The organism is Limnobacter sp. UBA7229 (assembly GCF_002473065.1).
Classification (GTDB): domain Bacteria; phylum Pseudomonadota; class Gammaproteobacteria; order Burkholderiales; family Burkholderiaceae_B; genus Limnobacter; species Limnobacter profundi.
Genome location: NZ_DKTN01000013.1, coordinates 112,123 through 135,056, shown reverse-complemented (window position 1 = coordinate 135,056; position 22,934 = coordinate 112,123). Strand labels below are relative to the sequence as shown.

The window sequence follows — 22,934 nt, the reverse complement described above, 5'->3', positions numbered from 1 at the left end:
AACTTAGCGCTTGAACAGATCACCAAACAGGTCTTCAGCTTTCTCAACCTTTGGGGCCACCACATAGGCGCAGTAAGGTTGCATCGGGTTGTTCTCGAAGTATTCCTGGTGGTATTTCTCGGCCGGAAAATAATTCAGCAAGGGCGAAATCTCGGTCACTACCTTGTCGCGGAAAATTTTCCGTTTTTCCAGGTCTTCAACAAAAGCCACGGCTGTGTCGCGCTGCTCGGGCGTGTGAAAGAAAATAACCGAGCGGTATTGGGTTCCCACATCATTGCCTTGACGGTTCAAGGTGGTGGGGTCGTGGATGGCAAAAAAGACCGCCAGAATTTTGCGAAACGAAATGATTTCGGGGTCGTAGTGCAGCCGAATTACCTCGGCATGCCCGGTTCTCCCGCCGCACACCTTGTCGTAATTGGGGTTGGGGTCGCTTCCCCCGCTGTAGCCCGATTCGCACAACTCGATTCCTTTGAGTTGCCGGAAAACAGCTTCCGTGCACCAGAAACAACCCCCGCCCAAGGTTGCCTGTTCTATCTTGCTCGACATAGATCAAAGCCTATTTTTATTGTTCCCACAATCGCTAAGTGAATCTTTAAGTGGAACCCAAGTCAAGCCTTTTGGTCTGAATTTTAAGTGTCAAGCGTTGTATACTCGGCGCGAACCCATCACAACTTTAAGGAGATGACTGTGATTTCATCCGCGTTTGCGCAATCCGCAGCCGCTGGCCCGGAAAGTGGCCTTTTAAGCTTCCTGCCCCTCATTTTGATGTTTGGCGTACTTTATTTCTTGGCCATTCGTCCCCAAATGAAGCGCCAGAAAGAACACAAAGCCATGGTTGAAGCCCTGCAAAAAGGCGATGAAGTAATTGCCTCGGGTGGTTTGCTGGGCAAGATCAGCAAAATCAACGAATCGTACATCACGCTGGAAGTGGCCGAAATGGGTGACAAGCCTGTTGAAGTTGTGCTGCAACGCGCTGCTGTGCAAAGCCTGCTGCCTCGCGGCACCCTGAAAGAAACACGTTAATTTTGCTGTCATGAATCGATACCCTGTCTGGAAGTACCTGATGATCGCCATTGTGTTGGTGCTGGGTGTGTTGTACACCCTGCCCAATTTTTATGGTGAAGCGCCCGCTGTGCAGGTTTCAAGTGGCAAGTCCACCTTGAAATTATCACCCGATCTGGCTGACCGATTGTTCAGTCAGCTTGAGGCGCAAGGCGTCAAGCCCGATGGGGTATTTTTCGAAGAAACACTGGGCGGCGGAACTCTGAAATTAAGGTTCAACTCGTCTGAAGAGCAATTAAAGGCGAGAGACTTTCTTCAAAGCCAGCTTAACCCAGACCCGGCAGACCCCGATTACATTGTTGCCCTGAATTTGTTGTCGCGCTCACCTGACTGGCTGACCAACATCAATGCATTGCCCATGTACCTGGGTCTCGATTTGCGGGGTGGTGTGCATTTCCTGTTGCAAGTGGACATGGATGCTGCACTTGAAAAACGCAAGGACGCCTTGCTGGCCAGCGCCAAGCAAACCTTGCGCGAAGAAGATTTGCGGTATGCCAGCGCGCCCCGCACGCCCGCTGGTTTTAACCTGACCTTCCGCGATGCAGAAGCCCGCAACAAGGCGCAGGCTGCCCTGGCCAAGGAATACCCGGACTTGCAGCTTGCCACTCCTGAAAACAGCACTGAATTTGCGCTTGTAGCGACGTTGGCGCCAGAAATTGAACAGCAGGCGCGCGAGTACGCCTTGCGCCAAAACATCACTACATTGCACAACCGAATTAACGAATTGGGTGTGGCCGAACCCGTGATTCAACGCCAGGGTGCGGACCGCATTGTGGTGCAGTTGCCGGGTGTGCAAGACACGGCGAAGGCCAAAGACATTCTGGGCCGCACTGCGACGCTGGAAGTTCGCATGGTGGATGACAGCCCGGAGGCCCAGTCTGCCCTGGCCAGCGGTATTGTTCCTTTTGGCCTGGAGCGTTACACCGAGCGTGGTGGCCGCGATTTGTTGCTGAAATCGGAAGTGATTTTGACTGGCGACAACCTGACCGATGCGCAAGCCGGCTTTGACAATCAAACCCAGGAACCTGCGGTGCATTTGACGCTGGACAGCCAGGGTTCCCGTATTTTCCGTAACGTAACTGCTGAAAGTATTGGCAAGCGCATGGCGATTGTGCTGATCGAGAAAGGCAAGGGCGAGGTTGTCACCGCGCCGGTCATTCGCGGTGAAATTGGCGGTGGCCGCGTGCAAATCTCAGGCAGCATGAATACGGTTGAGTCGGCTGACCTGGCCCTGTTGCTGCGTGCGGGTTCGCTTGCTGCACCCATGGACATCATTGAAGAGCGCACCATTGGCCCTAGCCTGGGTGCTGACAACATTGACAAGGGTATTAACTCAACCCTGTATGGCTTTGTTGTGCTGGGCGCATTCATGATCGTGTACTACTTGTTGTTTGGTGTGTTTTCAGTGTTTGCACTGGCGGTCAACGTGATGTTGTTGTTTGCCTTGTTGTCGGTGTTGCAGGCCACCCTGACATTGCCAGGTATTGCAGCGATTGCGCTTACCCTGGGTATGGCGATTGACGCCAACGTGCTGATCAACGAGCGTATTCGCGAAGAACTTCGTGACGGCGCGCAGCCGCAGCAAGCCATTGCTGCAGGTTACGAGCGAGCATGGGCCACCATTCTGGATTCGAACATTACCACCTTGATTGCCGGTTTGGCTTTGCTGATTTTTGGCTCAGGCCCTGTGCGTGGTTTTGCAGTGGTACATTGTCTGGGTATTTTGACCTCGATTTTCAGTGCGGTTGTGGTGTCCCGTGGTGTAGTCAACCTGTGGTATGGCCGTAAAAAGAAACTGGACTCTGTCAGTATCGGGCAAATTTGGCGTCCAAGTGATGACACTGCTGTCGCTAAAAAAGCGTGACCCACACCAACCGAACCAAGTGAACTAAAAGCAAAATGGAACTATTCAGAATCAAAAACGACATTCCGTTCATGCGGCATGCCAAAATTTTCAACATCATCTCGTTCCTGACTTTTGCGGCAGCGGTGTTTTTCCTTGCTCACAAAGGTTTGAATTTGAGCGTTGAATTCACCGGTGGTGTACTGGTTGAAGCCCGTTATTCCCAGCCTGCCGAACTCGAGAAAATTCGCGAAGGTTTGCGTGCCACCGGAATTGATGAACCGCAGGTTCAAAACTTCGGTACAGCGCGCGATGTGCTGGTTCGTTTGGCTGTGAAAGATTTGCAATCGGGCGTATTGGGCACCGAAGGCAAGCTGAATCAACAGGCACTCACCGAGCAGGTGTTAAATTTGGGTGGCCCAAACGTGCAGCTAATGCGAGTTGAGTTTGTTGGCCCACAAGTTGGTCGGGAGTTGGCCGAGAACGGTGTGATTGCCTTGATGGTGGTGATCATCGGCATCATGATCTACCTGGCCCTTCGCTTCGAATGGAAGTTTGCGGTTTCAGCCATTGTGGCCAACTTGCACGACGTGGTCATCATTCTCGGTTTTTTTGCCTTCTTCGGTTGGGAGTTTTCCCTGGCGGTGCTGGCAGCGATATTGGCTGTTTTGGGTTATTCAGTGAACGAATCGGTGGTGGTATTCGATCGAATTCGCGAAACATTCAAGAAAGTCCGAAAAATGACCGTTGAAGAGACCATCGACAACGCAATTACCCGAACAATTTCACGCACCATCATTACCCACGGTTCTACCCAGATCATGGTGTGCTCGATGTTGTTTTTTGGTGGTCCTACCTTGCACGGTTTTGCCTTGGCGCTGACCATTGGTATTTGCTTTGGCATATATTCCTCAGTGTTGGTGGCCAGCCCCCTGTTGATGTGGCTGGGCCTGACCAGGGAAGACTTGGTGAAGCCTGTGAAAAAAGACAAAGAATTTGAGACCCCGTAAAACGGGGTTAGTAAGCGAGGCAGCGTGGACAATCCCAAAGACCTTTCGCCTTTGGCCAAAGGCGACATTGAAATTGGCAAGGCGCTGCCATTCGCAATCTTTGACAGAAGCGGTGTACTGCTGTTGGCAGAAGGCCAGGCGGTTAATAGCCAGAAACAGCTTGATGAACTGGCCGCCAAGGGCTTGTACCATAACCCCCGGTGGGCCAACAAGTTTGTGATTCAACCGGGCAAGCCCCAAATTGATCCAAACGCCTTGCCCAGAATGCTTCCCGCGAAACAGGCGTTTGAAGATCCCTTCGAGACGGGCAGCCAACTGAAAATGTCTGCGCCTGGGCAATCCAAAGACCCTTTCCATGTTCGTTTAATCGGTAGCATCCCTCAAGCCGCCATTTTGATCACGCACCCCATGCGGGATGGCAAATGTGTATTTGCCAAAGAAGGGCAGGTTTGGGAATTCCAGGCCACCTATGGTTTGTCCATTTACCGCTTCAGTTCAATGATTGAAAAGGTGTTGCTGTCGCCGCACCCGCTGATTGTGATGTCATGGCCCCATGAAACTCACCTGGAGTCGCAGGCCATTCGCCGCGCCAGGCGTGTGAATTGCGATTTGCCTGCCACCATTCGTTTGAATGGCAGTCAAAGTGGTTCAGTCGAATCGATCACTGCTGTAATCGATAATATTTCAACTGGGGGGCTTGAACTGTTGTTTGCCAAGGCGGTGTCTTTCAAAATAGGGCAATCCATCTCGATTGCGTTTCAAATCATTCTGGATGATCGCAAGTATTTGATTGAATGCGATGCCGAGGTGGTCTCAAAACCGCGTGACTCTGGCCCCTCCTCATCAACTTATGGCTTTGCCTTAAAGTCGCTGAGCGATGAACAATTTGCAGTCATTCACGCGTTTGTTAGCGATCGCCTGAATCTCCGTTTGGCTCCCCAACTGTATTCAAAGTAGCCTCAAAGCGGACTAACCAAGGTGTACACGCTGACATTTTCTGTCTGGTTGTCTCGTGTGTGCGCGTCAATCCATCTGGCTTCGATGTGCACCCAAACGCCGTTGGTCTGGGTGTTCAAATTGGGTAAGGGCCGAATGCTGACACACGACGCCGCACCCTGCGCCCATGCGCGCGGCAATGTGGCCTGGCTCAGGTTAATTGAATTGTTGGGTGCACCCAAGGCCCTTGGTCCATTGTTGGTGCATTCGTAGCCCCTGGCACCCGCGTAACTGTTCAAGTGATCTTCCAGCCTCCCCGAGAACTGCTGCATGCGGGCGATGATTTGTCCGCGTGGCGTGTCCCTGTCCAGGTCGGAAATATTGGCCAGCAATACATTGCCAATCTCTGCGACTTGGGTTGCAGCGATTGAACGCACATGGGTCGAATTCTTGGCGCCATAGTTGGCTGTCCAGTTTTTGGCATACAGCACCAAACCAATGGACAGCACCAGAATGGCGATCAATGCGTCGACCATTGAGAATCCGTTTTTTCTAGAATCCAACTTCATGTTTGCCCTTCGATTTTGGTGGCGGCTCCCTTACTTCCCCGGAAGGTGGCCCAGCGGGTGGACGTGAAGGCTCAGCTCGAGGTGGCGGTGGATTCGGGTCTGGTGGGGGCGGTGGGGGCGGTGGTGTTTTTCTTGTAACGTAGGGTAAGCCGTTGCTGTCTTCGCGATTGAACACAAATGAGCGTTTGACGCAACCCGATTCAACACCATTGCTTCCTGAACAGTTGACACTGGCCACAATTTCAAAAGTGGCCCTGTAGTTTTCCTCTGAAATAGAGTGATCGCAGTTGTACGGCACTACAATGCCGCGAATCACAATGTCCTGGCGCGTGTCGACCGGCGTGTCTGGGCTGGCCAACTGTACTTGCGGGTCGAGTGTTTCGGGTAAATCAACTGTGTAGGAGCATTCGCCGATGACCCGAGTGTCTCCTTGGTGCGAATCAATAAGCTGCTGAATGGCCTCATCGTTGCCAAAATTGTGGGTGTAATGTCGAAGGCCGGCATAGGCCAACTGGCGTGCCTCTTCAATGTGCTGTTTGGAGTTGGACAGATAAAGATCCAGACTCGTGGTGGTGATGTTTTGCAGGCTGATCAGCCCGAACACAATCACCAACACCACACATACAAACACGCCAAGCGCACCGGTTTGTAATTTATGGTGCAACAAGCTGCGCCGCTTTTTCATGATCCAACCCTTACCCGCGTGGTGTTCAGCAGGTGAATAATTCTCGCTTCTTCATACTGCCCCTCGGTCAGGTTGTTGCCAATTTTGGCTTTGAACATGGCAATCCAGAACATATTGGATTCGGGGTTGTTCTCTATCACCGAGTTGCAATTCTGTTCGTAGTGCGCTGTGACTTGATTCGGTGTGTTGGCTTGAAATCTGCAAAACCGAATGTTGGTGAATTCAAAGTCGTGCTTGTTGTTTAAATCAAGCCAGTCCGGGCTGTTGTTGCAAAATGCGCCATGGTCAAATTGCGCCATATTGACGCCGTTCAGTTCCCTTTGAGCCAGCACGCCATTGAGCAGACGAAAGCCGGTTAAGTTAATCACGTCATTTCCGCTGCGACTGACCCGGGTGGGAATACTCAGACAAAAGTTTTGGCTGGTGGGTTGGTATCCGTTGCATTGGGCCGCCTGGTTTTGCAAGCTGCACAGCTGTATGCCTTTGGCCTCGACATCCGGGTTTTGGTAACTGCCACCCCGGTTCAGGTGAACCGTGATAATTTCACCAATCCGATTAACCTGATCCACCAGCTTTTCGGTATTCAAATCGTTTTGTGCGCGCATGCTGACACCCATTAATTTCAGTGCGCCGGTAATGCTGATCGCCAACAAGGCCATGCCAATCAAAAGGCTGACTGTGGATGCGCCGTGACAACGCCGGGTTTTGTCAGTCATAGCTCACCACCCCGTTGCCGATACCCAAGAAGGTAATCTGTGCGCGCCTGTCACGGTAATTCAGGGTCAGGCGTGTTTGGTTTTGTGTGTCGAGCACACCCGACACCGCATTGAAATTCAGGCGCACCGCACCTGCCAAGGTGACGTCATTCAAGGTGGCTGAAAATCCGCGATTGTTTTGGCTGCTGGTTTGTGCGTACCACGCGCTACAACCCTTCAGGAACGGATCGTGTTGAACAGTCACATTCAGATTCACCGCCGCGCTGGCGGGTTGCAGGTTCATTTGAACCGGGCATTCGGTGATTGCAGCCAAATTGCGCGCTTGGTCCACATACGTGTCCAGCCGGGATACCTTGACCTTCAGCGTTTGTTTGTTCAACACCGAGTTCATACTCGGGATTACAGAAACGGCCAACACGCCTACCACGGCCAAGCCAACCACTATTTCGATTAAGGTGAAACCGTTGTCTGCCTTAGCCATGTGGAACACACCTTTCAGATGTGTTTTGATTAGAGGCAGACCGGGCGCCAAAACGTTGAATGCCCATGTCACTTTCAACAATCAGGATTCGGCAGGCCTCGGGCAGCTTCAGTGGCGCGCTCGCGCTGGGGGTAACTTCTGCGCGATAACCCCGAAAGTTGGAATTCGAGACCACCACGCTGTATTTGGCTGATGAAGGAAGAACCAAGCGGTTTGCATTCGGTGCGCCATTGCTTGAGACACCCTGCGCGTAGCGTCCGTAACGTTGCCTGTGCAGTTGCTGGCTTAATGCCAACTCTACGCCAAACTCCCGCATGGAACGAAAGTTGGACTTCTCCCAAGAAGATTCATACCCAGCATAGCTTAGCGTTGCGAGTACACCGACAATTGCGATTGCAAATGTCAGTTCAATCAAGGTAAATCCGAGGCCCGCACGCATGGTCAAACACCAAAAATGACTCTATGTGCTTGAGTATGCGTGGGTATTTCGTGCTGATCATCCCCGAGGCAGGGTACTTACAAACGGTGGTCGTTTGCCCCGGGGGTGATTGTCAAATGCGCTTGGCCAGCTCGGCGGCTTTGCCGATGTAGCTTGCGGGAGTCATGGCCAGCATGCGTGTTTTTTCCGCTTCGGGCAGATCAAGCTGGGCGATGAATTGCTTCAATCCTTCTTGTGTAATGCCCTTGCCGCGGGTCAGTTCTTTCAACTGTTCGTACGGGTTGGGCAGGCCGTAACGACGCATCACGGTTTGTACTGGTTCTGCGAGCAATTCCCAGGCGTTGTCGATGTCGGCGGCGATGGCTGCTTCATTCACCTCCAGTTTGCCCAGGCCACGCAGGCAGCTTTCATAGGCCAACACCGCATAGCCTATGCCCACGCCCAAGTTGCGCAGCACGGTAGAGTCGGTCAGGTCCCTTTGCCAGCGTGAAACTGGCAGTTTCTCCGCCAGGTGTTTCAACACCGCGTTGGCCATGCCCAGGTTGCCTTCTGCATTTTCGAAGTCGATGGGGTTCACTTTGTGCGGCATGGTGGATGATCCCACTTCACCTGCTTTCAGCTTTTGTTTGAAGTAGCCCAGGGAAATGTAGCCCCAAATGTCGCGGCTCAAGTCGATCAGAATGGTGTTGGTGCGGGCAATTGCATCCATCAGCGCAGCAATGCCGTCGTGTGGTTCAATTTGAATGGTGTAAGGGTTGAAGGTAAGCCCCAGGCTTTCAATCAAATCACGGCTGAGCCTTTCCCAGTCAAAATCGGGGTAGGCTGACAGGTGAGCGTTGAAGTTGCCCACGGCACCGTTCATTTTGGCCGGCAGCTCGACTGCTTTGATCGCGGCGATGGCGCGCTCCAACCGGTGTACCACGTTGGCAAATTCTTTGCCCATGGTGCTGGGGCTGGCTGGCTGGCCATGGGTGCGGCACATCATCGGAAGGTCTGCAAACTGGTGGGCGTAATTGCGCAGGGTGGTCACCATGCGGTCCAGTGTCGGCAAAATCACTTGTTCACGCGTTGCTTTCAACATGAGTGCATGGCTCATGTTGTTGATGTCTTCAGACGTGCAAGCGAAGTGAACAAACTCCGCTGATTTTTTCAGTTCTTCATCGGCTTGAAACTTTTCTTTAATAAAGTATTCAACAGCCTTGACATCATGGTTGGTGGTCGCTTCGAATTCCTTGATGCGTTGGGCATCTGCTTCTGAAAATTCGGTTTTGATGGCTTCAAGTTTTGCCAAAGCTGTTGCGGAGAAGGCAGGGAGCTCAGAAAAGCCCGCATTGGCCAGTGCCTTGAGCCATTCGATTTCTACGATCACGCGGTGGTGCATGAACCCCGCTTCAGAGAGCAATGGGCGCAAATTGGCCACTTTGGACTGGTAACGGCCGTCAAGCGGGCTGATTGCGGTTAAGGTGCTTAAAGAGTCTGAAGAGATCATGCGGGTGGTAAAAATTGAGGTTTTTCAAAGCCTTGTATTGTAACCTGTCTCACTGGAAACTGTTTGGACAGAATGGTGTCCGCGGTGGTATTTTGGAATTCTGCTTGTTCAATTTGTAAAACTGTTAGACACTTTCAGGTCGTAAAAAACAAGACGCAATCTCATCCAGGATTGTATTTAGGAGAACTGTGATGAAACTAGTGGGATCCCTGACTAGCCCCTTCGTGCGCAAAATTCGCGTTCAGCTTCAAGAAAAAGAAATTCCGTACGAGTTTGTTCTGGAAAATGTGTGGGATGAAAATACCCGCATCGCCGACCACAATCCGCTGGGCAAAGTGCCTTGTCTGATTTTGGATGGTGGTCAGACTGTATTCGATTCTTTGGTAATCTCAGGCACGCTTGAATACATGATGCCAACAGTGCCCTTGTTGCCAACAAACCCCAATATGCGTGCCTTGGTTCGCACCATGGAGTCTTTGGGGCAGGGTATTAGCCAGGCCGCTGTTGATATTATTCTGGAGAAGAAATTCCATGAGGGCGACAAAGTAAGCCAGGCATTGATTGATCGTCAAACCCAGAAAATTCACAACGGCTTGGCCTGGGTTTCCCACCGCATTAAAACCACCCCCGGTTTTTACCTGACCGAGCAATTCAGCCTGGCGGACATCACGGTTGGTTGTGCATTGTTCTACCTGGATTTCCGCATGCCTGAACTGAAATGGCGCGAGTTGTATCCGGAATTGAATGAATATTCCGAACGCATTGCCTGTCGCCCAAGCTTTGAGGACACCAAACCTCAGTAACTGGCAATAACTCCGCCACCCAGGCACACATCACCCTGGTAAAGCACTGCGCTTTGCCCGGGTGTCACTGCAAACTGGCTTTCCATGAAGTTCAACTCGAAGCCTTGATTGGTCAATTGGAAGTCACAAGCCGAGTCTTCCTGGCGATAGCGCGCCTTGCAAGCCATGTGTGTTTCTGAAGGCACCTGGCCTGAAATGTAATGGGCCTGTTCGGCTGCCAGCACTTTCTGGTGCAACCAAGGGTGGTCATGGCCTTGCACCACATACAGCGTGTTGTTTTTCAGATCCTTACGGGCCACAAACCAGGGTTCGCCGTTGCCTTCTTTCTGGCCACCAATACCGATGCCTTTGCGCTGGCCCAGTGTGTAGAAGCTCAGCCCCACATGCTCGCCAATTTGATGGCCCTCGTCATTCAAAATGGGGCCGGGTGCAGTGGGCAAATACCGATTTAAAAACTCGCGAAAAGGGCGCTCGCCAATGAAGCATATGCCAGTGCTGTCTTTTTTGGTGGCGTTGGCCAAACCGAGTTCAAGCGCTATTTTCCGCACTTCGGTTTTCTGTATTTCACCGAGCGGAAACAAGGTTTTACTCAGCTGCGCCTGGTTCAGCCGGTGCAGAAAATACGATTGGTCTTTGCTGTGGTCCACCGCTTTCAGCAGCTGGAATTCACCGTTGACTTCCCGCACGCGGGCATAGTGCCCGGTGGCGATGTAATCGGCGCCCAGGCTGTAAGCGTGATCAAGGAACGCTTTGAACTTGATTTCGCTGTTGCACAGAATGTCGGGGTTGGGCGTGCGGCCGGCGGAATACTCTTCCAGAAACACGGAGAACACCCGGTCTTTGTATTCGCTGGCGAAGTTTACCGCTTCAATGTCCACGCCCACCACGTCAGCCACACTTGCAGCGTCCAGCCAGTCTTGCCGGCTGGAACAATATTCCGAGTCGTCATCGTCTTCCCAGTTTTTCATGAAAAGACCAATCACGTTGTAACCCTGCTGTTTGAGCAGCCATGCCGACACTGAGGAGTCAACCCCGCCCGACATGCCAATAACTACTGTTTTTGCCATGATATTTACGATACGCCGGGAGGCATTGGCCCCGCAAGTACGCTGGGGTGCGTGTACACATGCTCAAGCGGCATAATAGGTTGCTTGCCCGCTTTCCAGTTCAGAAAGTCTTCAACGCAACGCATCACCAAGGGGCTGCGGTGTTGGTCTTGAGTGGCGCGCAGTTCTTCAACCGTCATCCACAGGGTGCGAATAATGCCGTCGTCCAGGGCACGCTCTGTGTGGTGTTTAACCACCTCGGCTGCAAATGCGAAGCGAAGGTAAGTGACGTCTTCCAGAGTGCGCGAGCTGGTATAGCGGCTCATGTATATGCCCAGTAAACCAACAGGTTTTACTTCCCAGGCCGATTCTTCCAGCGCCTCGCGTGCAGCACCGAATTGTGGCGTTTCACCTGGGTCCAGGTGGCCTGCAGGTTGGTTCAGTTTGATGCCGTCGGTGGTGTGTTCTTCCACGATCAGGAATTTGCCCTGATGTTCAACAATGGCCGCGACTGTAACGCTGGGTTTCCAGACTTCTGACATGGTTTTCAATCGCACTACCTAAACAGGGTGCGCCGAGGTTTGGGAGTTAAAAAACACGTTAGAATAGCAGGGTTAAGGTGCTTGTGCTCATTTTTTGAGCGCAGTTAAACGGGAAGCAGGTTCAAGCCTGCGCTGCCCCCGCAACGGTAAGTAAGTGCGGGTGTGTCATTTTGCCACTGGTAGTAAAGCTGTTCTAAACGCAGCAACTGGGAAGGCGACACATCAAAACTTACAAGCCCGGATACCGGCCTTGACCGTTCAGCCTGTCCCATTCAGGCGAGCGACTGGTGCTGCGGGGAGGCAGTGCGCAGGCGGCTAATTGCTTCTAATCGAACTTTTTTCCGTAACTTACCCTGGCGTATTGTCCGTGGTTTTGTTGCGCGCACTGTTCTTTCGCCTGTTCTTTGTCTTCTCCAGTGAATTTATTGCTGCACGGTGGGTGCGGTTTACTGGAGTTCAAGGTGTCTATTCGTTTTCAAAAATTACCAATCGTTTGTTTGTTGGCTGCTTCGCCAGCACTTGCCCAGGAAGAATTGGCCTTTTATGCGCTGCCGCCTGTTTTCGTGTCCTCCACACACACTGCTGTGTCAGAAAAAGATCAACCATTTTCAACCACGGTGATTACCGCTGAGCAGATTCGCCAGTCTGGTTACACCACCGTACGTGACGTGCTTTCCAAGCTGGCTTTGGTCAATGTGCGTACACCGCTGGACGGCAGTCGCAGTGCATCAGTTGATTTACGTGGCTTTGGAGAAACTGCGTCGGCCAACGTGGTGTTTGTGGTCGATGGCGTGAAGCTCAACGACAACGAGGGTGTTACGCCGCGTTATGGCAGCATACCTGTTAGTAGCATTGAAACCATTGAAGTAATTCGCGGTGGAAGCTCTGTTGCCTATGGCAGCGGTGCCAGTGGCGGTGTCATTCGAATTACCACTAAAAAAGGCAGGGGGCGTGAAGGTTTCGGTGGTGACGTATTTGCATCTTATGGTTCCTATGACACCAAAGAATTGGGCGCAACCCTGTACGGTGGTGCGAATGGTTTCTCACTTGTGTTCAACGGATCAAAAGAGTTTACGAACGGGTACCGCGACAACAGCGAAGCCAGCCGCGATTTGGGTAGCCTTGCGCTGGATTGGCAAGGCGATGTGTACAGTGCAGGCGCATCTTTCTCGGCTGAGGGGTCCAAGTCGCGTTTTCCCGGTTCATTGAACCGCGCGCAGTTCGAGCAGAACCCAAAGCAAACGAACAGCCCCAATGATTTCGGCTCTTTTGAGCGAAATACATTCCGGTTTTATGGTGAGGCGGATTACGGCAATTGGGGCACTGGTGTGCGTGTAAGTCGACGCACTCACGAAGCATTGGGATCGTTTGATTTTGGTACCTTCGTTTTTGACGCTCGTTCGGAATATGAACAAGATCAAATCAGTCCTTACCTCACTTTCACGCTGCCCCACAGCACGGGTGCCCATGTGATTCGGGTTGGTTACGACATTGAAAAAGCAGCTTTGCGAGGGTTCGATGCAGGTACGCTGGAATCCAATGCGATTTTTATTGAAGATGACTGGACTGTGAATGATGTTCTGCGAATCAACGCGGGTAGTCGTTACGAGCGTTCCGAGCAGCAAAAGGCCAGTGGCCAGACACGCGATTATTCTCTGGTGGCGCACCAGTTAGGCGCTTCATGGAGAGCTGCCGAAAATCTCACATTGTTCTCGAAATTGGCTCGCAGTTTCAGAATTCCGAATGCCAATGAAAACGGGTTTGCGGGTGTTGGCACCACACGTGTTCCATTTTTGAATCCTCAAATTGCTGACGAATTTGAAGTGGGTTTGAAAACAGGTTTGTGGAATGGTGAGTTCAGCTCGACGCTGTTCGTGATGGATGTGGACAATGAATTGTTTTTCGACCCGACCATTGTGGACCCTACGATGTTCATCAACGGTTTGAACAGCAATTTGGACGAACTGCGCAGGCAAGGCGCAGAGCTGAAATGGAATGGCAGTATTCGGAAAGACCTGCGCATGATCGCGGCATACCAGTATTTGGATGCTGAGTTTAAATCAGGCTCGCTGAGTGGAGGCCGTGTTCCTCTGGTGGCTGCCCACAATTTGAAGGTGGCCACCGAATATGACTGGACATCGAGTGTGTCGACAGAGGCAATTTTGAATATTCAGTCGGATCAACGTTCAGCCGCGAATACGGATCTGCAGATCCCGGGCTTTGGCGTGCTCGATTTGAACTGGAGATATCGTGCTGATTCGTACAGTGTGGTGTTCCAAGTTCAAAACGTGTTGGACAAGCAATACTACCGAACCCAGTTCGGCCCGAACGGCATTTATCCGGAAATTGGTCGTGCGTTTTTTGTTAATCTGAATGCCGAGTTTTAATTGTCATGAAATGCATTCGTTTGCTCGCAGCGGTTTGCCTGACCTGGCTTTCTGGCCAGGCAGTGGCTGCTGTCTGCGTCCAGGACGACACAAACCAAACCGTGTGTGTACAGCAAGCCCAGCGAGTGCTGGTGCTTGCACCGCACCTCACGGAAATTGTGGATTTCGTGGGTGGCATGAGCAAGGTTATCGCTGTGGATGGTTCCAGTAATTTTCCGGAAAGCGTGAATACTTTGCCCAAGTTAGGTAACCCGTGGATGCTCGGTGCAGAATCAATTCTCGCCCGCAAACCCGATTTGGTGTTGGTGTGGCAATCAGGTATTTCAATGGAAGTTGTGGCACAGCTTCGCAAAGCGGGTGTGCCAGTATTTGTCAGCGAGCCCAAGAAAATTGAGCAGGTGGCTAGCACTATGCGCAGGTTGTCTGCCCTGCTGGGCACAGAACAGAGAAGTGCTTCCCGCATAGACGATTGGTTGCAGCAGTTCAAGTCTTTGCGAGCCGAGTACGGCGGTCGATCAATAGTGCCGGTGTTTTATCAGGTGTGGAGTCAGCCATTGATGACTTTGGGTGGGCAGCATGCAGTATCCGAGGTGATTGAGCTGTGTGGCGGGCGAAACATATTTGTTGATTTGCCAAACCTTGCTGCACAGGTGAGCGTGGAAGGGGTACTGAAGCGCAAGCCCGAGGTGTTGCTGGCAAGTGGCTCCGAGCGAGATCATCAAAGTTTCGTCATGCAATGGGCCAGCTGGCCTCAGATGCCAGCTGTAAAGCGCAACCATGTGTATACCGTTCCCAATGATATTTTGGTGCGCAATGGCCCGCGCCTTATTGGGGCCGCCAAGTTGGTGTGCGCACACATTGAGCAGGCTCGCCGCTGAATTTTTGACTCAGAAGCAGCCCTGCGCTTCTCACCATTCTCCAATTGATGCTTAGATCACTGGATCAACACAATTTCAACGGATTCAATTATTATTTGACAAGAATTATTGTCAGATGCTGGGTTGTGGTTATCCCTTAGATTGAGTGATACTACCGTGCTATAGTCCGCACCAGCAGTGTATTTGCAGTTCCTAAACATCAAATAAAAGCGCTTTCCCACAAGGAGAAGTTCCATGAAAATCGGAATCCCGGCCGAGACAAGGTCCGGAGAAACGCGTGTAGCCGCAACACCCGAAACGGTGAAGAAGCTCATTTCTCAAAAACACGAAGTGTTTGTTCAAGCAGGTGCAGGTATTGCCAGCTCGATCACCGATCAGGCCTACAGCGATGTGGGTGCAACAATTGTTGATCGCGCAATGGATGTAATCAGCAACTGCGACATGATCCTCAAAGTGCGCGCGCCCGCTGAAAACGAATTGTCGGCCTACCGTGCAGGTCAGGTAGTGGTTGGCATGCTGAACCCCTTTGACAATGCATCACTGGAAGCCATGAACAAGGCCGGTTTAACCGCCTTCGCACTGGAAGCTGCGCCACGCACGACGCGCGCGCAAAGCATGGACGTGTTGTCATCACAAGCCAACATTGCAGGTTACAAAGCGGTGATGATTGCGGCCAACGTTTACCAGCGCTTCATGCCCATGTTGATGACTGCTGCCGGTACCGTAAAAGCTGCTCGCGTTCTTATTCTCGGTGTGGGTGTTGCAGGCTTGCAAGCCATTGCAACTGCCAAGCGTTTGGGTGCGGTTATTGAGGCATCTGACGTACGCCCTGCCACGAAAGAGCAGGTCGAATCGTTGGGTGCAAAATTTGTTGATGTACCTTTTGAGTCAGACGAAGAACGTGAAATTGCCCAAGGTGTGGGTGGCTATGCACGCCCCATGCCTGAAAGCTGGATGAAGCGCCAAGCTGCTGCCGTTCATGACAAAGCGATCAAAAGCGACATCGTGATTACCACGGCCTTGATCCCCGGCCGCAAGGCGCCCACATTGCTGCATGAAGAAACCGTGCGTGCAATGAAGCCCGGTTCTGTGGTCATCGACCTGGCGGTGGAGCAGGGCGGCAATTGTCCCTTGTCCAAACTGAACGAAATTGTCGACGTCAACGGCGTAAAAATAGTGGGTTATGCAAACCTGGCCGCCATGGTGGCCGCAGATGCATCCGCACTCTATGCCCGCAACGTGATCGATTTCCTGAAGCTGGTTTTCGACAAGGAAGGCGCCTTCAAGATCGACATGGAAGACGACATTGTTGCTGCGTGCCTGATGTGCACCGGCGGCGAACTCAAACGCAAAAACGCTTAAGGAAGGAGCCAACATGGACGCAATTAGCCCCACCGTGGTCAACCTGATTATTTTTGTACTGGCCATTTACGTGGGTTACCACGTGGTTTGGAACGTAACCCCCGCGCTGCACACCCCCTTGATGGCGGTGACCAACGCTATTTCAGCAATCGTGATTGTGGGTGCCATGCTGGCAGCCGCGCTGACCGTAACGCCCCTGGGCAAATTCATGGGTGTGCTGGCTGTGGCCTTGGCCGCTGTGAATGTGTTCGGTGGATTTTTGGTCACCCGTCGCATGCTTGAAATGTTCAAGAAAAAGAACAAATAAACCAACAGCGATCTGGAGAAATTTATGGAATTGAGTTTCAACGCAGTGACGCTGTTGTACCTGGTGGCGTCAATCTGTTTCATTCAGGCTCTTAAGGGCCTTTCACACCCCACAACTTCGCGTTTGGGGAACACCTTCGGTATGGTGGGCATGGCAATTGCCATTGCCACTACAATCGGCCTTATCTTCAAGCTGGCTGAAATTGCTGGGCAATCGGCCGTAACCGGTTTGGGCTGGGTACTGGCTGGTTTGGTGGTGGGCGGTGGTTTGGGCACCGTCATGGCCAAGCGTGTCGAAATGACGAAAATGCCTGAGCTGGTGGCTTTCATGCACAGCATGATTGGTTTGGCTGCTGTGGCCATTGCGATCGCTGCTGTAGCCGAGCCCGACGCATTTGGTATCACCGCCAAGGGCAATTTCGACATTCCACTGGGTAACAAAATCGAGCTGTTCATCGGTACCTTTGTGGGTGCAATTACCTTCTCAGGCTCAGTCATTGCTTTTGGCAAGTTGAGCGGCAAGTACAAGTTCCGCCTGTTTCAGGGCGCACCTGTGCGTTTCACGGGTCAGCATCAGCTGAACGCAATTCTTGGCATCGTGATGATTGGTTGCGGTGTCTGGTTCGCTATTACGCAAGACTGGACGCCCTTTGTCATCATGACGATTGCAGCTTTCATCCTGGGTGTCACGCTGATTATTCCAATCGGTGGTGCCGACATGCCAGTGGTGGTGTCCATGCTGAACAGCTACTCTGGCTGGGCGGCAGCAGGTATTGGCTTCTCGCTGAACAACAGCATGTTGATTGTGGCGGGTTCGCTGGTGGGTTCTTCCGGTGCGATTTTGTCTTACATCATGTGTAAGGCCATGAACCGCTCCTTCTTCAACGTGATTCTGGGTGGTTTTGGTGGCGAGGCCGATGCAGGCGCAGCAGGTGGTGGCCAACAACGCACCGTGAAAAGTGGCTCGTCTGACGATGTGGCCTTCTTGCTGACCAATGCGGAAACCGTGGTGATTGTGCCTGGTTACGGTTTGGCCGTGGCTCGCGCGCAGCACGCCCTGAAAGAACTGAGCGAGAAGCTGACTCACATGGGTGTTACGGTGAAGTATGCGATTCACCCAGTTGCGGGCCGTATGCCTGGCCACATGAACGTGTTGCTGGCTGAGGCTGAAGTGCCCTACGACCAGGTGTTTGAGATGGAAGACATCAACAGCGAATTTGCACAAACCGACGTGGTGTTGGTGCTGGGTGCGAACGATGTGGTGAACCCCGCAGCAAAAGACCCCAAGAGCCCGATTGCAGGCATGCCAATTCTGGAAGCCTACAAGGCAAAAACCATTATCGTGAACAAGCGTTCAATGAACGCGGGTTACGCCGGTTTGGACAACGAGTTGTTCTACATGGACAAAACCATGATGGTGTTTGGCGATGCCAAGAAAGTGATTGAAGACATGGTGAAAGCGGTCGAGTAAGCTCGACGCAAATCGCTTGTTTTCAAAAGGCCCGGTGAGAAATCACCGGGCTTTATTTTTTTGCGAGGTCGCAGATGCGTTGCACGACCAGCCCGGTGTGTTCCATCGGCAAGAAGTGCGTGGCATCGGCAATCACCTCGATGTGGGCCTTGGGCAAATGCTTCTGAATGTGCGCGTGTGCGGTGGCGGGAAATGTAGATCCTCGACTTGCTGCCAGAATATGGATTGGGCAGCCTGGGTCACGAATCCAGCGCGCGGCATTGGGCTCTGTGTGTTGAAAGGTGAGTGATTCCCAGCTGGGTGGGCAGGCCAGTTCAACTTCATTGTTGTGGCTGGGCACAAAACCATGTTCTACATAGGCTTGTAGCCATTCATCGCTCCACGTACCAAATGCTTTTTTGCTGCGGTAATTCTCAAAAGCGTCTTGGTGTGTTGGGAAACTTGCCCGCCGTCGGGCGGCTGCTGCAGCCATGGCAATTCGGTCAGCAAAGCCAAACCAGTTTGCCAAGCGCAAGGCAAAACCTTGCTTGGGGTCTAGCAACACCGGTTCTACCAATACAAGGCCCTTTACTTTGTGAGGGCGTTGGGCTGCTGCCGCAAGGCTGGTGGTGGCACCGATTGAATGCCCGGCAAGCCACATGGGTTCGCTGGCCTGGTCAAGCACGGCGATCAGGTCTTGGTAGTAAGTGGACCAGCCGCGAAATGTTTTTGGGTTGCCCGCTGACCGGCTTTCGCCATGTCCGCGCATGTCCCAGGTGTGTACGTCAAAGTGTGGCAATAACTCGCGTAGCAATGGGGTGTAGGTTTTGGCGTTAAACCCGGTGGCGTGTGCCCAATGCAGTTTGGGTTTGTTTCCGGAGTTAGACCAGCGCATCATTTGTATAACGCTGCCATCGTGAGAAACAACGGGGTATGCAGATTCGATCATTCGGAGCGTTCAAGCCACATGGCGTCGCCGTAACTGAAGAACCTGTATTGTTGCGCAATTGCATGCGCATATGCGTTGAGTATGTTGGTTTTTCCGGCAAAAGCAGACACCAGCATCAGCAAGGTGCTTTTGGGTAAGTGGAAATTGGTGATCAGCCTGTCGACCACTTTGAAGCTGTAGCCGGGTTTGATAAAAATTTGCGTGTCGCCGCCATGGCCGCTACGCGCAAATTCTGCTGCCTTATTCAAACCTTCGGTGGTGCTTAAATTGCAGCCTGTTTCCGTGGCCCAGGCCTCCAATGCCCGCAGGGAAGTGGTGCCCACTGCAACCACCTTGCCACCATTTTCTTTGGCTTGGATCATGGCTTCGATGAGCGAACCCGAAATGGCGTAGCGCTCGCTGTGCATCACGTGTTCATCCACGTTGTCTGTTTTAACAGGCAGGAAAGTACCAGCGCCGACATGCAATGTCAGGTTCAACAGCTTTACGCCGCGCGCCTGTGCGTCTTGTAGCAGCTTTTCGGTGAAATGCAGGCCCGCTGTAGGGGCTGCCACAGCACCTGGTTCGCGCGCAAACACGGTTTGGTAGCGTTCATCGTCTTGTGCGTTGGCGCTGTGTTCAATGTAGGGGGGCAGGGGCAGGGCGCCATACGTATCCAGCAGATCGGGCAGGCTCAGGCTGCTTTCCAGCAACTCCAGCTCGTACATCATGTCGTGTTTGCTCAGCACACGGGCTGTGGCCGCGCCAGCCAATACAATTTCACTGCCCGGTTTGGGTGACTTGCTGGCCCGAATCATGGCGGTAAAGCGCCTGTCGTCGAGAATTCGCTCCAGCATCACTTCGATTTTTCCGCCACTGGCTTTGTGGCCTTCAAGTCGGGCCTTCAGCACTTTGGTGTCGTTAACCACCAGTACATCATTGGGCTGAAGCAAGTTCAGCACATGCGCGAACAGATGATCTTCAATGGGTTTGTTGTTGTTGCAAACAAGCAAGCGCGACTCACCACGGTGTTTCGGGGGGTGTTGGGCAATCAGTTGTTCAGGAAGATTAAAATCGAATTCGGACAGTTTCATGGTTGCTTTCATGTTGTCCTGGGGGCTGGTGCCGAGGGCGGGAATCGAACCCGCACGATATCTCTACCACTGGATTTTGAGTCCAGCGCGTCTACCAATTCCGCCACCTCGGCAAGCCCGCAATTATGGCAAAAAACAATATTGAACACAACACCCCATTGCAGAAATAAGTCATTTTTTTTGCGATTGCCGAAAATGTGCCCCTCTCGTGGGATTACCGGGTGCGAAGCGAACCCACATACTGACTGTGTACCTTATCCAAAACGGGTTTGTTCACAATGTCTTTCAAGTGGAAATGGTTGCTTACTACGTTTGTAGCCCAGTTGCTGCTGGGGGGCATTTTCACGACCATTCAATACATACACATGGGCAAGTTGGCCGAGCAGGATCTGCTTCGCATTCAGGAAAGTTTTCAATCCGAACTGACCAAGGCTCATTTGGCCAATAACAGCCATTCGCTGAACGCACTTTCTTCAATCGTTCGGGATTTCTACTCGCGCCACAAACCCGCAGCCGTGTGGGTGAACGAGGGCAGCGAGATGGCTTATGCCATGGGCGACGTGCCCGACGACCTGACCCAAGTGGCAACCCCTTTGTTGTCGATTTTTGATATACCAAATACCGGGCAACAACTGAAGGTGTTGTTTGATGAAAACGAGGTATATCGCAGCCGCAATGACATGTTGTTTTACCTGGCCGGTGTTTTTTTATTGAGTGCGCTGGCCTGCTCAATGATTCTGTTGGGCTTGAGCAATACCCTGTCTGCCCGGCTCGAGGACCTTCGCAGCAAGGCCATGGAATTGCAGTCTGGAAAAATTCAGTCCCGAATCGAGGTAACCGGGCGTGATGAAATTTCCTGTCTGGGTGCAGCCTTCAACAGCATGGCCCAGGCCATTGAGCTGCAAATGAAGGCCATGGAGGAAAGCCATGCACGGTCTGTGTCCGAGAAAAACCGACTCGATATGCTGTTGTCGTCTCTGGCCAGTGGCGTTGCTTATCTGGATGAGCATTTCAACTTGCTGTACCTGAACAAAGCCCTGGCAAAAATGCTGAAAATTGAAACACTCAATCCCGCGTCGGCGAAGCTTGAGTCGGTGTTGATTCAAGCTGGGGTGGTTCGAGAGCAGCGAATTCGTTTGAAAGACCTGGTGACTGATTATTTTGGGAACCATGAGATGCCTGTTGAGCTGAATTTCACGGATGGCCGGGTGCTGCAATTCCGGTTTGCGGTGTACAACGACAAAATTCAGGGTGCCCATGCGGTGTTGATTGTAGACGACGTCAGTATTCGCAAAAATGTGGAGGACTTGCGCAATGAGGTAGAGCGCGATCCACTGACCGGCGTGCTGAACCGACGTGGGTTCGATATGACCCTGGAGGCTCGGCTTTCACGACTGCTGCCGGGAGAAACTCTTGGGCTTATGTTTCTCGACCTTGACGGGTTCAAGGCCGTAAATGACACCCTGGGCCACAAAGCAGGCGATCAAATTTTGAAGACCAGTGCCACCTTGTTGAAGGGAGCAACCCGCAATGTGGACCATGTTGCGCGCTTGGGCGGCGACGAATTCGCCATTATTGTGGCCCGCTGTAATATTCAATTGCTTAAAAACATTGCGGAACGAATTATTGAATCATTTGCCTGCGACAAGCTATTGGTGCGTGTTCGGCAAAACCATGGTTTGACGGTGTCTTGCAGTATTGGCGCAGCCATGCACCCACTGCACGGGCATTCCATTCAAGAGCTGCTTGAAATTAGCGATGAGCAAATGTATCAAGCCAAGAAGGCGGGTAAAAACTGCTATCGAATTGCCGGAGTCGCCACTGAACTTTTGCTTGGTGATGCAGTCGTCAAGGTCTAAGTTGGTCAAATGTTTTCATGGTTAGCCCCAGTGTCGAAGCCAGCGATTAGCCGGTAGCCTTCTAGCAACTGAACTGGAGATACAACACCATGAACATTGTTTGGCTGGAAAGCGAAACCGTACGTACCCCCTTGCCTCGCCCAGAGTGCGCACACATGTGGACTGAATACCCTTTTACCACCGCAGACACGCTGAAAGAGCGCATCAGGGAAGCGGAAATCCTGATCATCAACAAGGTGAAAATTGGCCCGGCTGAACTGGATGCGGCGCCCAAACTGAAAATGATTCAATTGGTGGCCACGGGTACTGACAACGTGGACAAAGCGGCCTGTGCCGAGCGCGGCATCAAGGTGAGCAATGTGGTGAATTACGGCCCTGAATCCGTGGCTGAGCACGCCATGGCGTGTATTTTGCAGTTGACCCGCCGTGTACCCGAGTGGGAAGCGTTGGTGCACGATGGCAGTTGGAGCGCATCGCGCTTTTTCTGCCTGCACACACTGCCAATGCGTGGCCTGCACACCCAAACACTGGGCGTGCTGGGTAGCGGGGCGATTGGCGGCAAGTTGATTGAATTCGCCAAAGCTTTTGGCATGACTATTTTGCACATTGAACGCCAAGGCGTTGAAAAACCTCGTGAGGGGTATGTGACTTTCGAGCACGGACTGGCCCACAGCGATGTGCTTAGCCTTCATTGCCCCTTGAACGATCAAACCAAAGGTTTGATCGGACCAGACACCATTCCGAAAATGAAAAAGGGCGCGATACTGATTAACACTGCACGCGGTGGTTTGGTGCAGTTTGATGCGCTGAAACAAGCCATAGAAAGTGGGCACTTGGGCGGTGCTGCACTCGATGTGCTGGAAGTAGAGCCGCCGCCCCGCGATCACCTGATGGTGCAGTGGCAGCACCCGCGCTGTATCATCACGCCACACGTGGCTTGGGGCACCGAAAGTTCGCAGGCCAACGCTGGGCGTTTGGCCATTAAACACGTGGACGAGTTTATTGCTGAAAACCTGTAAGCAGACAGGGTCGATTGGCTGTTGTATGAA

Annotated in this window: 23 protein-coding genes, 1 tRNA gene and 1 riboswitch; of the genes, 12 read left to right on the top strand and 12 right to left on the bottom strand. The window is 52.3% G+C overall.

The annotated features are described in order from the left end of the window. Window positions 1–3: 3 nt before the first annotated feature. Window positions 4–546, bottom strand: coding sequence for a peptide-methionine (S)-S-oxide reductase MsrA (gene msrA, locus B4C79_RS07430; RefSeq protein WP_008249610.1), 543 nt, complete (start codon window positions 544–546; stop codon window positions 4–6). A 135-nt stretch (window positions 547–681) separates the two neighbouring features. Between msrA and yajC the strand changes: the two genes are divergently transcribed. The 4 genes from yajC to B4C79_RS07410 are packed head-to-tail and all read left to right on the top strand — an operon-like array spanning window position 682 to window position 4,872. Further along, the gene (yajC, locus tag B4C79_RS07425) at window positions 682–1,023 is read left to right on the top strand and encodes a preprotein translocase subunit YajC (protein WP_008249612.1); all 342 of its coding nucleotides are present in this window, start codon (window positions 682–684) and stop codon (window positions 1,021–1,023) included. Between the two features lie 10 nt (window positions 1,024–1,033). Next, window positions 1,034–2,926 carry a protein translocase subunit SecD gene (secD, locus tag B4C79_RS07420; RefSeq protein WP_291739190.1) on the top strand — a complete coding sequence of 631 codons (1,893 nt, stop codon included), beginning with the start codon at window positions 1,034–1,036 and terminating at the stop codon, window positions 2,924–2,926. A gap of 35 nt (window positions 2,927–2,961) precedes the next feature. Next, window positions 2,962–3,915, top strand: coding sequence for a protein translocase subunit SecF (secF, locus tag B4C79_RS07415; RefSeq protein ID WP_291739191.1), 954 nt, complete (start codon window positions 2,962–2,964; stop codon window positions 3,913–3,915). Window positions 3,916–3,939: 24 nt separating this feature from the next. Then, on the top strand, window positions 3,940–4,872 hold the full coding sequence (locus B4C79_RS07410) for a flagellar brake protein (RefSeq protein ID WP_291739192.1): 933 nt from the start codon (window positions 3,940–3,942) through the stop codon (window positions 4,870–4,872). 2 nt (window positions 4,873–4,874) lie between these two features. Here the strand turns inward: B4C79_RS07410 and B4C79_RS07405 are convergent, their stop codons facing one another. From B4C79_RS07405 to purB, 6 genes are all read right to left on the bottom strand, one after another. Then, on the bottom strand, window positions 4,875–5,387 hold the full coding sequence (locus B4C79_RS07405) for a hypothetical protein (RefSeq protein WP_291739193.1): 513 nt from the start codon (window positions 5,385–5,387) through the stop codon (window positions 4,875–4,877). 16 nt (window positions 5,388–5,403) lie between these two features. Continuing rightward, on the bottom strand, window positions 5,404–6,105 hold the full coding sequence (locus B4C79_RS07400) for a hypothetical protein (RefSeq protein ID WP_291739194.1): 702 nt from the start codon (window positions 6,103–6,105) through the stop codon (window positions 5,404–5,406). Then, window positions 6,102–6,821 carry a PulJ/GspJ family protein gene (locus tag B4C79_RS07395; protein WP_291751391.1) on the bottom strand — a complete coding sequence of 240 codons (720 nt, stop codon included), beginning with the start codon at window positions 6,819–6,821 and terminating at the stop codon, window positions 6,102–6,104. The genes B4C79_RS07400 and B4C79_RS07395 overlap by 4 nt, the downstream gene beginning before the upstream one ends. Next, window positions 6,814–7,302: a prepilin-type N-terminal cleavage/methylation domain-containing protein gene (locus B4C79_RS07390; protein WP_105028176.1), complete on the bottom strand. Its 489-nt coding sequence runs from the start codon at window positions 7,300–7,302 to the stop codon at window positions 6,814–6,816. Before B4C79_RS07390 ends, B4C79_RS07395 begins: the two co-directional genes overlap by 8 nt. After that, window positions 7,295–7,741, bottom strand: coding sequence for a type IV pilin protein (locus B4C79_RS07385; protein ID WP_105028177.1), 447 nt, complete (start codon window positions 7,739–7,741; stop codon window positions 7,295–7,297). Before B4C79_RS07385 ends, B4C79_RS07390 begins: the two co-directional genes overlap by 8 nt. Window positions 7,742–7,853: 112 nt before the next feature. Further along, on the bottom strand, window positions 7,854–9,230 hold the full coding sequence (gene purB, locus B4C79_RS07380) for an adenylosuccinate lyase (protein ID WP_291739196.1): 1,377 nt from the start codon (window positions 9,228–9,230) through the stop codon (window positions 7,854–7,856). 191 nt (window positions 9,231–9,421) lie between these two features. Here purB and B4C79_RS07375 point away from each other — a divergent pair, with 191 nt between their 5' ends. Beyond that, the gene (locus B4C79_RS07375) at window positions 9,422–10,033 is read left to right on the top strand and encodes a glutathione S-transferase C-terminal domain-containing protein (protein ID WP_171097584.1); all 612 of its coding nucleotides are present in this window, start codon (window positions 9,422–9,424) and stop codon (window positions 10,031–10,033) included. Here B4C79_RS07375 and mnmA read toward each other — a convergent pair. Both mnmA and B4C79_RS07365 read right to left on the bottom strand, forming a co-directional pair. Beyond that, window positions 10,027–11,100 (bottom strand): tRNA 2-thiouridine(34) synthase MnmA, encoded by a 1,074-nt coding sequence (gene mnmA, locus B4C79_RS07370; protein ID WP_371133834.1) that lies wholly within the window; start codon window positions 11,098–11,100, stop codon window positions 10,027–10,029. The two genes, B4C79_RS07375 and mnmA, sit on opposite strands and share 7 nt — an antisense overlap. Before the next feature lie 5 nt (window positions 11,101–11,105). Then, window positions 11,106–11,621: an NUDIX hydrolase gene (locus B4C79_RS07365; RefSeq protein WP_291751389.1), complete on the bottom strand. Its 516-nt coding sequence runs from the start codon at window positions 11,619–11,621 to the stop codon at window positions 11,106–11,108. A 58-nt stretch (window positions 11,622–11,679) separates the two neighbouring features. After that, window positions 11,680–11,888, top strand: a riboswitch (cobalamin riboswitch). Between the two features lie 194 nt (window positions 11,889–12,082). On the opposite strand from B4C79_RS07365, the gene B4C79_RS07360 reads away from it, so the two are divergent. The 5 genes from B4C79_RS07360 (at window position 12,083) to B4C79_RS07340 (ending at window position 18,025) form a co-directional block, all read left to right on the top strand. Continuing rightward, window positions 12,083–14,008: a TonB-dependent receptor gene (locus tag B4C79_RS07360; RefSeq protein ID WP_291751386.1), complete on the top strand. Its 1,926-nt coding sequence runs from the start codon at window positions 12,083–12,085 to the stop codon at window positions 14,006–14,008. A 5-nt stretch (window positions 14,009–14,013) separates the two neighbouring features. Then, window positions 14,014–14,886 carry an ABC transporter substrate-binding protein gene (locus tag B4C79_RS07355; protein WP_291740536.1) on the top strand — a complete coding sequence of 291 codons (873 nt, stop codon included), beginning with the start codon at window positions 14,014–14,016 and terminating at the stop codon, window positions 14,884–14,886. A gap of 234 nt (window positions 14,887–15,120) precedes the next feature. Beyond that, window positions 15,121–16,248, top strand: coding sequence for a Re/Si-specific NAD(P)(+) transhydrogenase subunit alpha (locus B4C79_RS07350; RefSeq protein ID WP_105028184.1), 1,128 nt, complete (start codon window positions 15,121–15,123; stop codon window positions 16,246–16,248). A gap of 13 nt (window positions 16,249–16,261) precedes the next feature. Continuing rightward, window positions 16,262–16,555, top strand: coding sequence for an NAD(P) transhydrogenase subunit alpha (locus B4C79_RS07345; RefSeq protein ID WP_008249635.1), 294 nt, complete (start codon window positions 16,262–16,264; stop codon window positions 16,553–16,555). 24 nt (window positions 16,556–16,579) lie between these two features. Next, the gene (locus B4C79_RS07340) at window positions 16,580–18,025 is read left to right on the top strand and encodes an NAD(P)(+) transhydrogenase (Re/Si-specific) subunit beta (RefSeq protein ID WP_105028185.1); all 1,446 of its coding nucleotides are present in this window, start codon (window positions 16,580–16,582) and stop codon (window positions 18,023–18,025) included. A 52-nt stretch (window positions 18,026–18,077) separates the two neighbouring features. Here the strand turns inward: B4C79_RS07340 and B4C79_RS07335 are convergent, their stop codons facing one another. The 3 genes from B4C79_RS07335 to B4C79_RS07325 all read right to left on the bottom strand — a co-directional run bounded on the left by B4C79_RS07335 (window position 18,078) and on the right by B4C79_RS07325 (window position 20,139). Next, window positions 18,078–18,953 (bottom strand): alpha/beta fold hydrolase, encoded by an 876-nt coding sequence (locus B4C79_RS07335; protein WP_291740539.1) that lies wholly within the window; start codon window positions 18,951–18,953, stop codon window positions 18,078–18,080. Further along, on the bottom strand, window positions 18,950–20,038 hold the full coding sequence (gene queA, locus B4C79_RS07330; RefSeq protein ID WP_291740540.1) for a tRNA preQ1(34) S-adenosylmethionine ribosyltransferase-isomerase QueA: 1,089 nt from the start codon (window positions 20,036–20,038) through the stop codon (window positions 18,950–18,952). The genes B4C79_RS07335 and queA overlap by 4 nt, the downstream gene beginning before the upstream one ends. A gap of 14 nt (window positions 20,039–20,052) precedes the next feature. Then, window positions 20,053–20,139 (bottom strand) — tRNA-Leu (locus B4C79_RS07325). Window positions 20,140–20,304: 165 nt separating this feature from the next. Between B4C79_RS07325 and B4C79_RS07320 the strand changes: the two genes are divergently transcribed. Continuing rightward, window positions 20,305–21,885 (top strand): GGDEF domain-containing protein, encoded by a 1,581-nt coding sequence (locus B4C79_RS07320; RefSeq protein WP_291751383.1) that lies wholly within the window; start codon window positions 20,305–20,307, stop codon window positions 21,883–21,885. A gap of 89 nt (window positions 21,886–21,974) precedes the next feature. Beyond that, window positions 21,975–22,904: an NAD(P)-dependent oxidoreductase gene (locus tag B4C79_RS07315; RefSeq protein ID WP_291740906.1), complete on the top strand. Its 930-nt coding sequence runs from the start codon at window positions 21,975–21,977 to the stop codon at window positions 22,902–22,904. The last annotated feature ends 30 nt before the right edge of the window (window positions 22,905–22,934 follow it).

Coding starts and splice junctions, on each gene's coding strand:
- msrA (WP_008249610.1), bottom strand. CDS start 546: ATGTCGAGCAAGATAGAACAGGCAACCTTGGGCGGGGGTTGTTTCTGG.
- yajC (WP_008249612.1), top strand. CDS start 682: ATGACTGTGATTTCATCCGCGTTTGCGCAATCCGCAGCCGCTGGCCCG.
- secD (WP_291739190.1), top strand. CDS start 1,034: ATGAATCGATACCCTGTCTGGAAGTACCTGATGATCGCCATTGTGTTG.
- secF (WP_291739191.1), top strand. CDS start 2,962: ATGGAACTATTCAGAATCAAAAACGACATTCCGTTCATGCGGCATGCC.
- B4C79_RS07405 (WP_291739193.1), bottom strand. CDS start 5,387: ATGGTCGACGCATTGATCGCCATTCTGGTGCTGTCCATTGGTTTGGTG.
- B4C79_RS07400 (WP_291739194.1), bottom strand. CDS start 6,105: ATGAAAAAGCGGCGCAGCTTGTTGCACCATAAATTACAAACCGGTGCG.
- B4C79_RS07395 (WP_291751391.1), bottom strand. CDS start 6,821: ATGACTGACAAAACCCGGCGTTGTCACGGCGCATCCACAGTCAGCCTT.
- B4C79_RS07390 (WP_105028176.1), bottom strand. CDS start 7,302: ATGGCTAAGGCAGACAACGGTTTCACCTTAATCGAAATAGTGGTTGGC.
- B4C79_RS07385 (WP_105028177.1), bottom strand. CDS start 7,741: ATGCGTGCGGGCCTCGGATTTACCTTGATTGAACTGACATTTGCAATC.
- purB (WP_291739196.1), bottom strand. CDS start 9,230: ATGATCTCTTCAGACTCTTTAAGCACCTTAACCGCAATCAGCCCGCTT.
- B4C79_RS07375 (WP_171097584.1), top strand. CDS start 9,422: ATGAAACTAGTGGGATCCCTGACTAGCCCCTTCGTGCGCAAAATTCGC.
- mnmA (WP_371133834.1), bottom strand. CDS start 11,100: ATGGCAAAAACAGTAGTTATTGGCATGTCGGGCGGGGTTGACTCCTCA.
- B4C79_RS07365 (WP_291751389.1), bottom strand. CDS start 11,621: ATGTCAGAAGTCTGGAAACCCAGCGTTACAGTCGCGGCCATTGTTGAA.
- B4C79_RS07355 (WP_291740536.1), top strand. CDS start 14,014: ATGAAATGCATTCGTTTGCTCGCAGCGGTTTGCCTGACCTGGCTTTCT.
- B4C79_RS07350 (WP_105028184.1), top strand. CDS start 15,121: ATGAAAATCGGAATCCCGGCCGAGACAAGGTCCGGAGAAACGCGTGTA.
- B4C79_RS07345 (WP_008249635.1), top strand. CDS start 16,262: ATGGACGCAATTAGCCCCACCGTGGTCAACCTGATTATTTTTGTACTG.
- B4C79_RS07340 (WP_105028185.1), top strand. CDS start 16,580: ATGGAATTGAGTTTCAACGCAGTGACGCTGTTGTACCTGGTGGCGTCA.
- B4C79_RS07335 (WP_291740539.1), bottom strand. CDS start 18,953: ATGATCGAATCTGCATACCCCGTTGTTTCTCACGATGGCAGCGTTATA.
- queA (WP_291740540.1), bottom strand. CDS start 20,038: ATGAAAGCAACCATGAAACTGTCCGAATTCGATTTTAATCTTCCTGAA.
- B4C79_RS07320 (WP_291751383.1), top strand. CDS start 20,305: ATGTCTTTCAAGTGGAAATGGTTGCTTACTACGTTTGTAGCCCAGTTG.
- B4C79_RS07315 (WP_291740906.1), top strand. CDS start 21,975: ATGAACATTGTTTGGCTGGAAAGCGAAACCGTACGTACCCCCTTGCCT.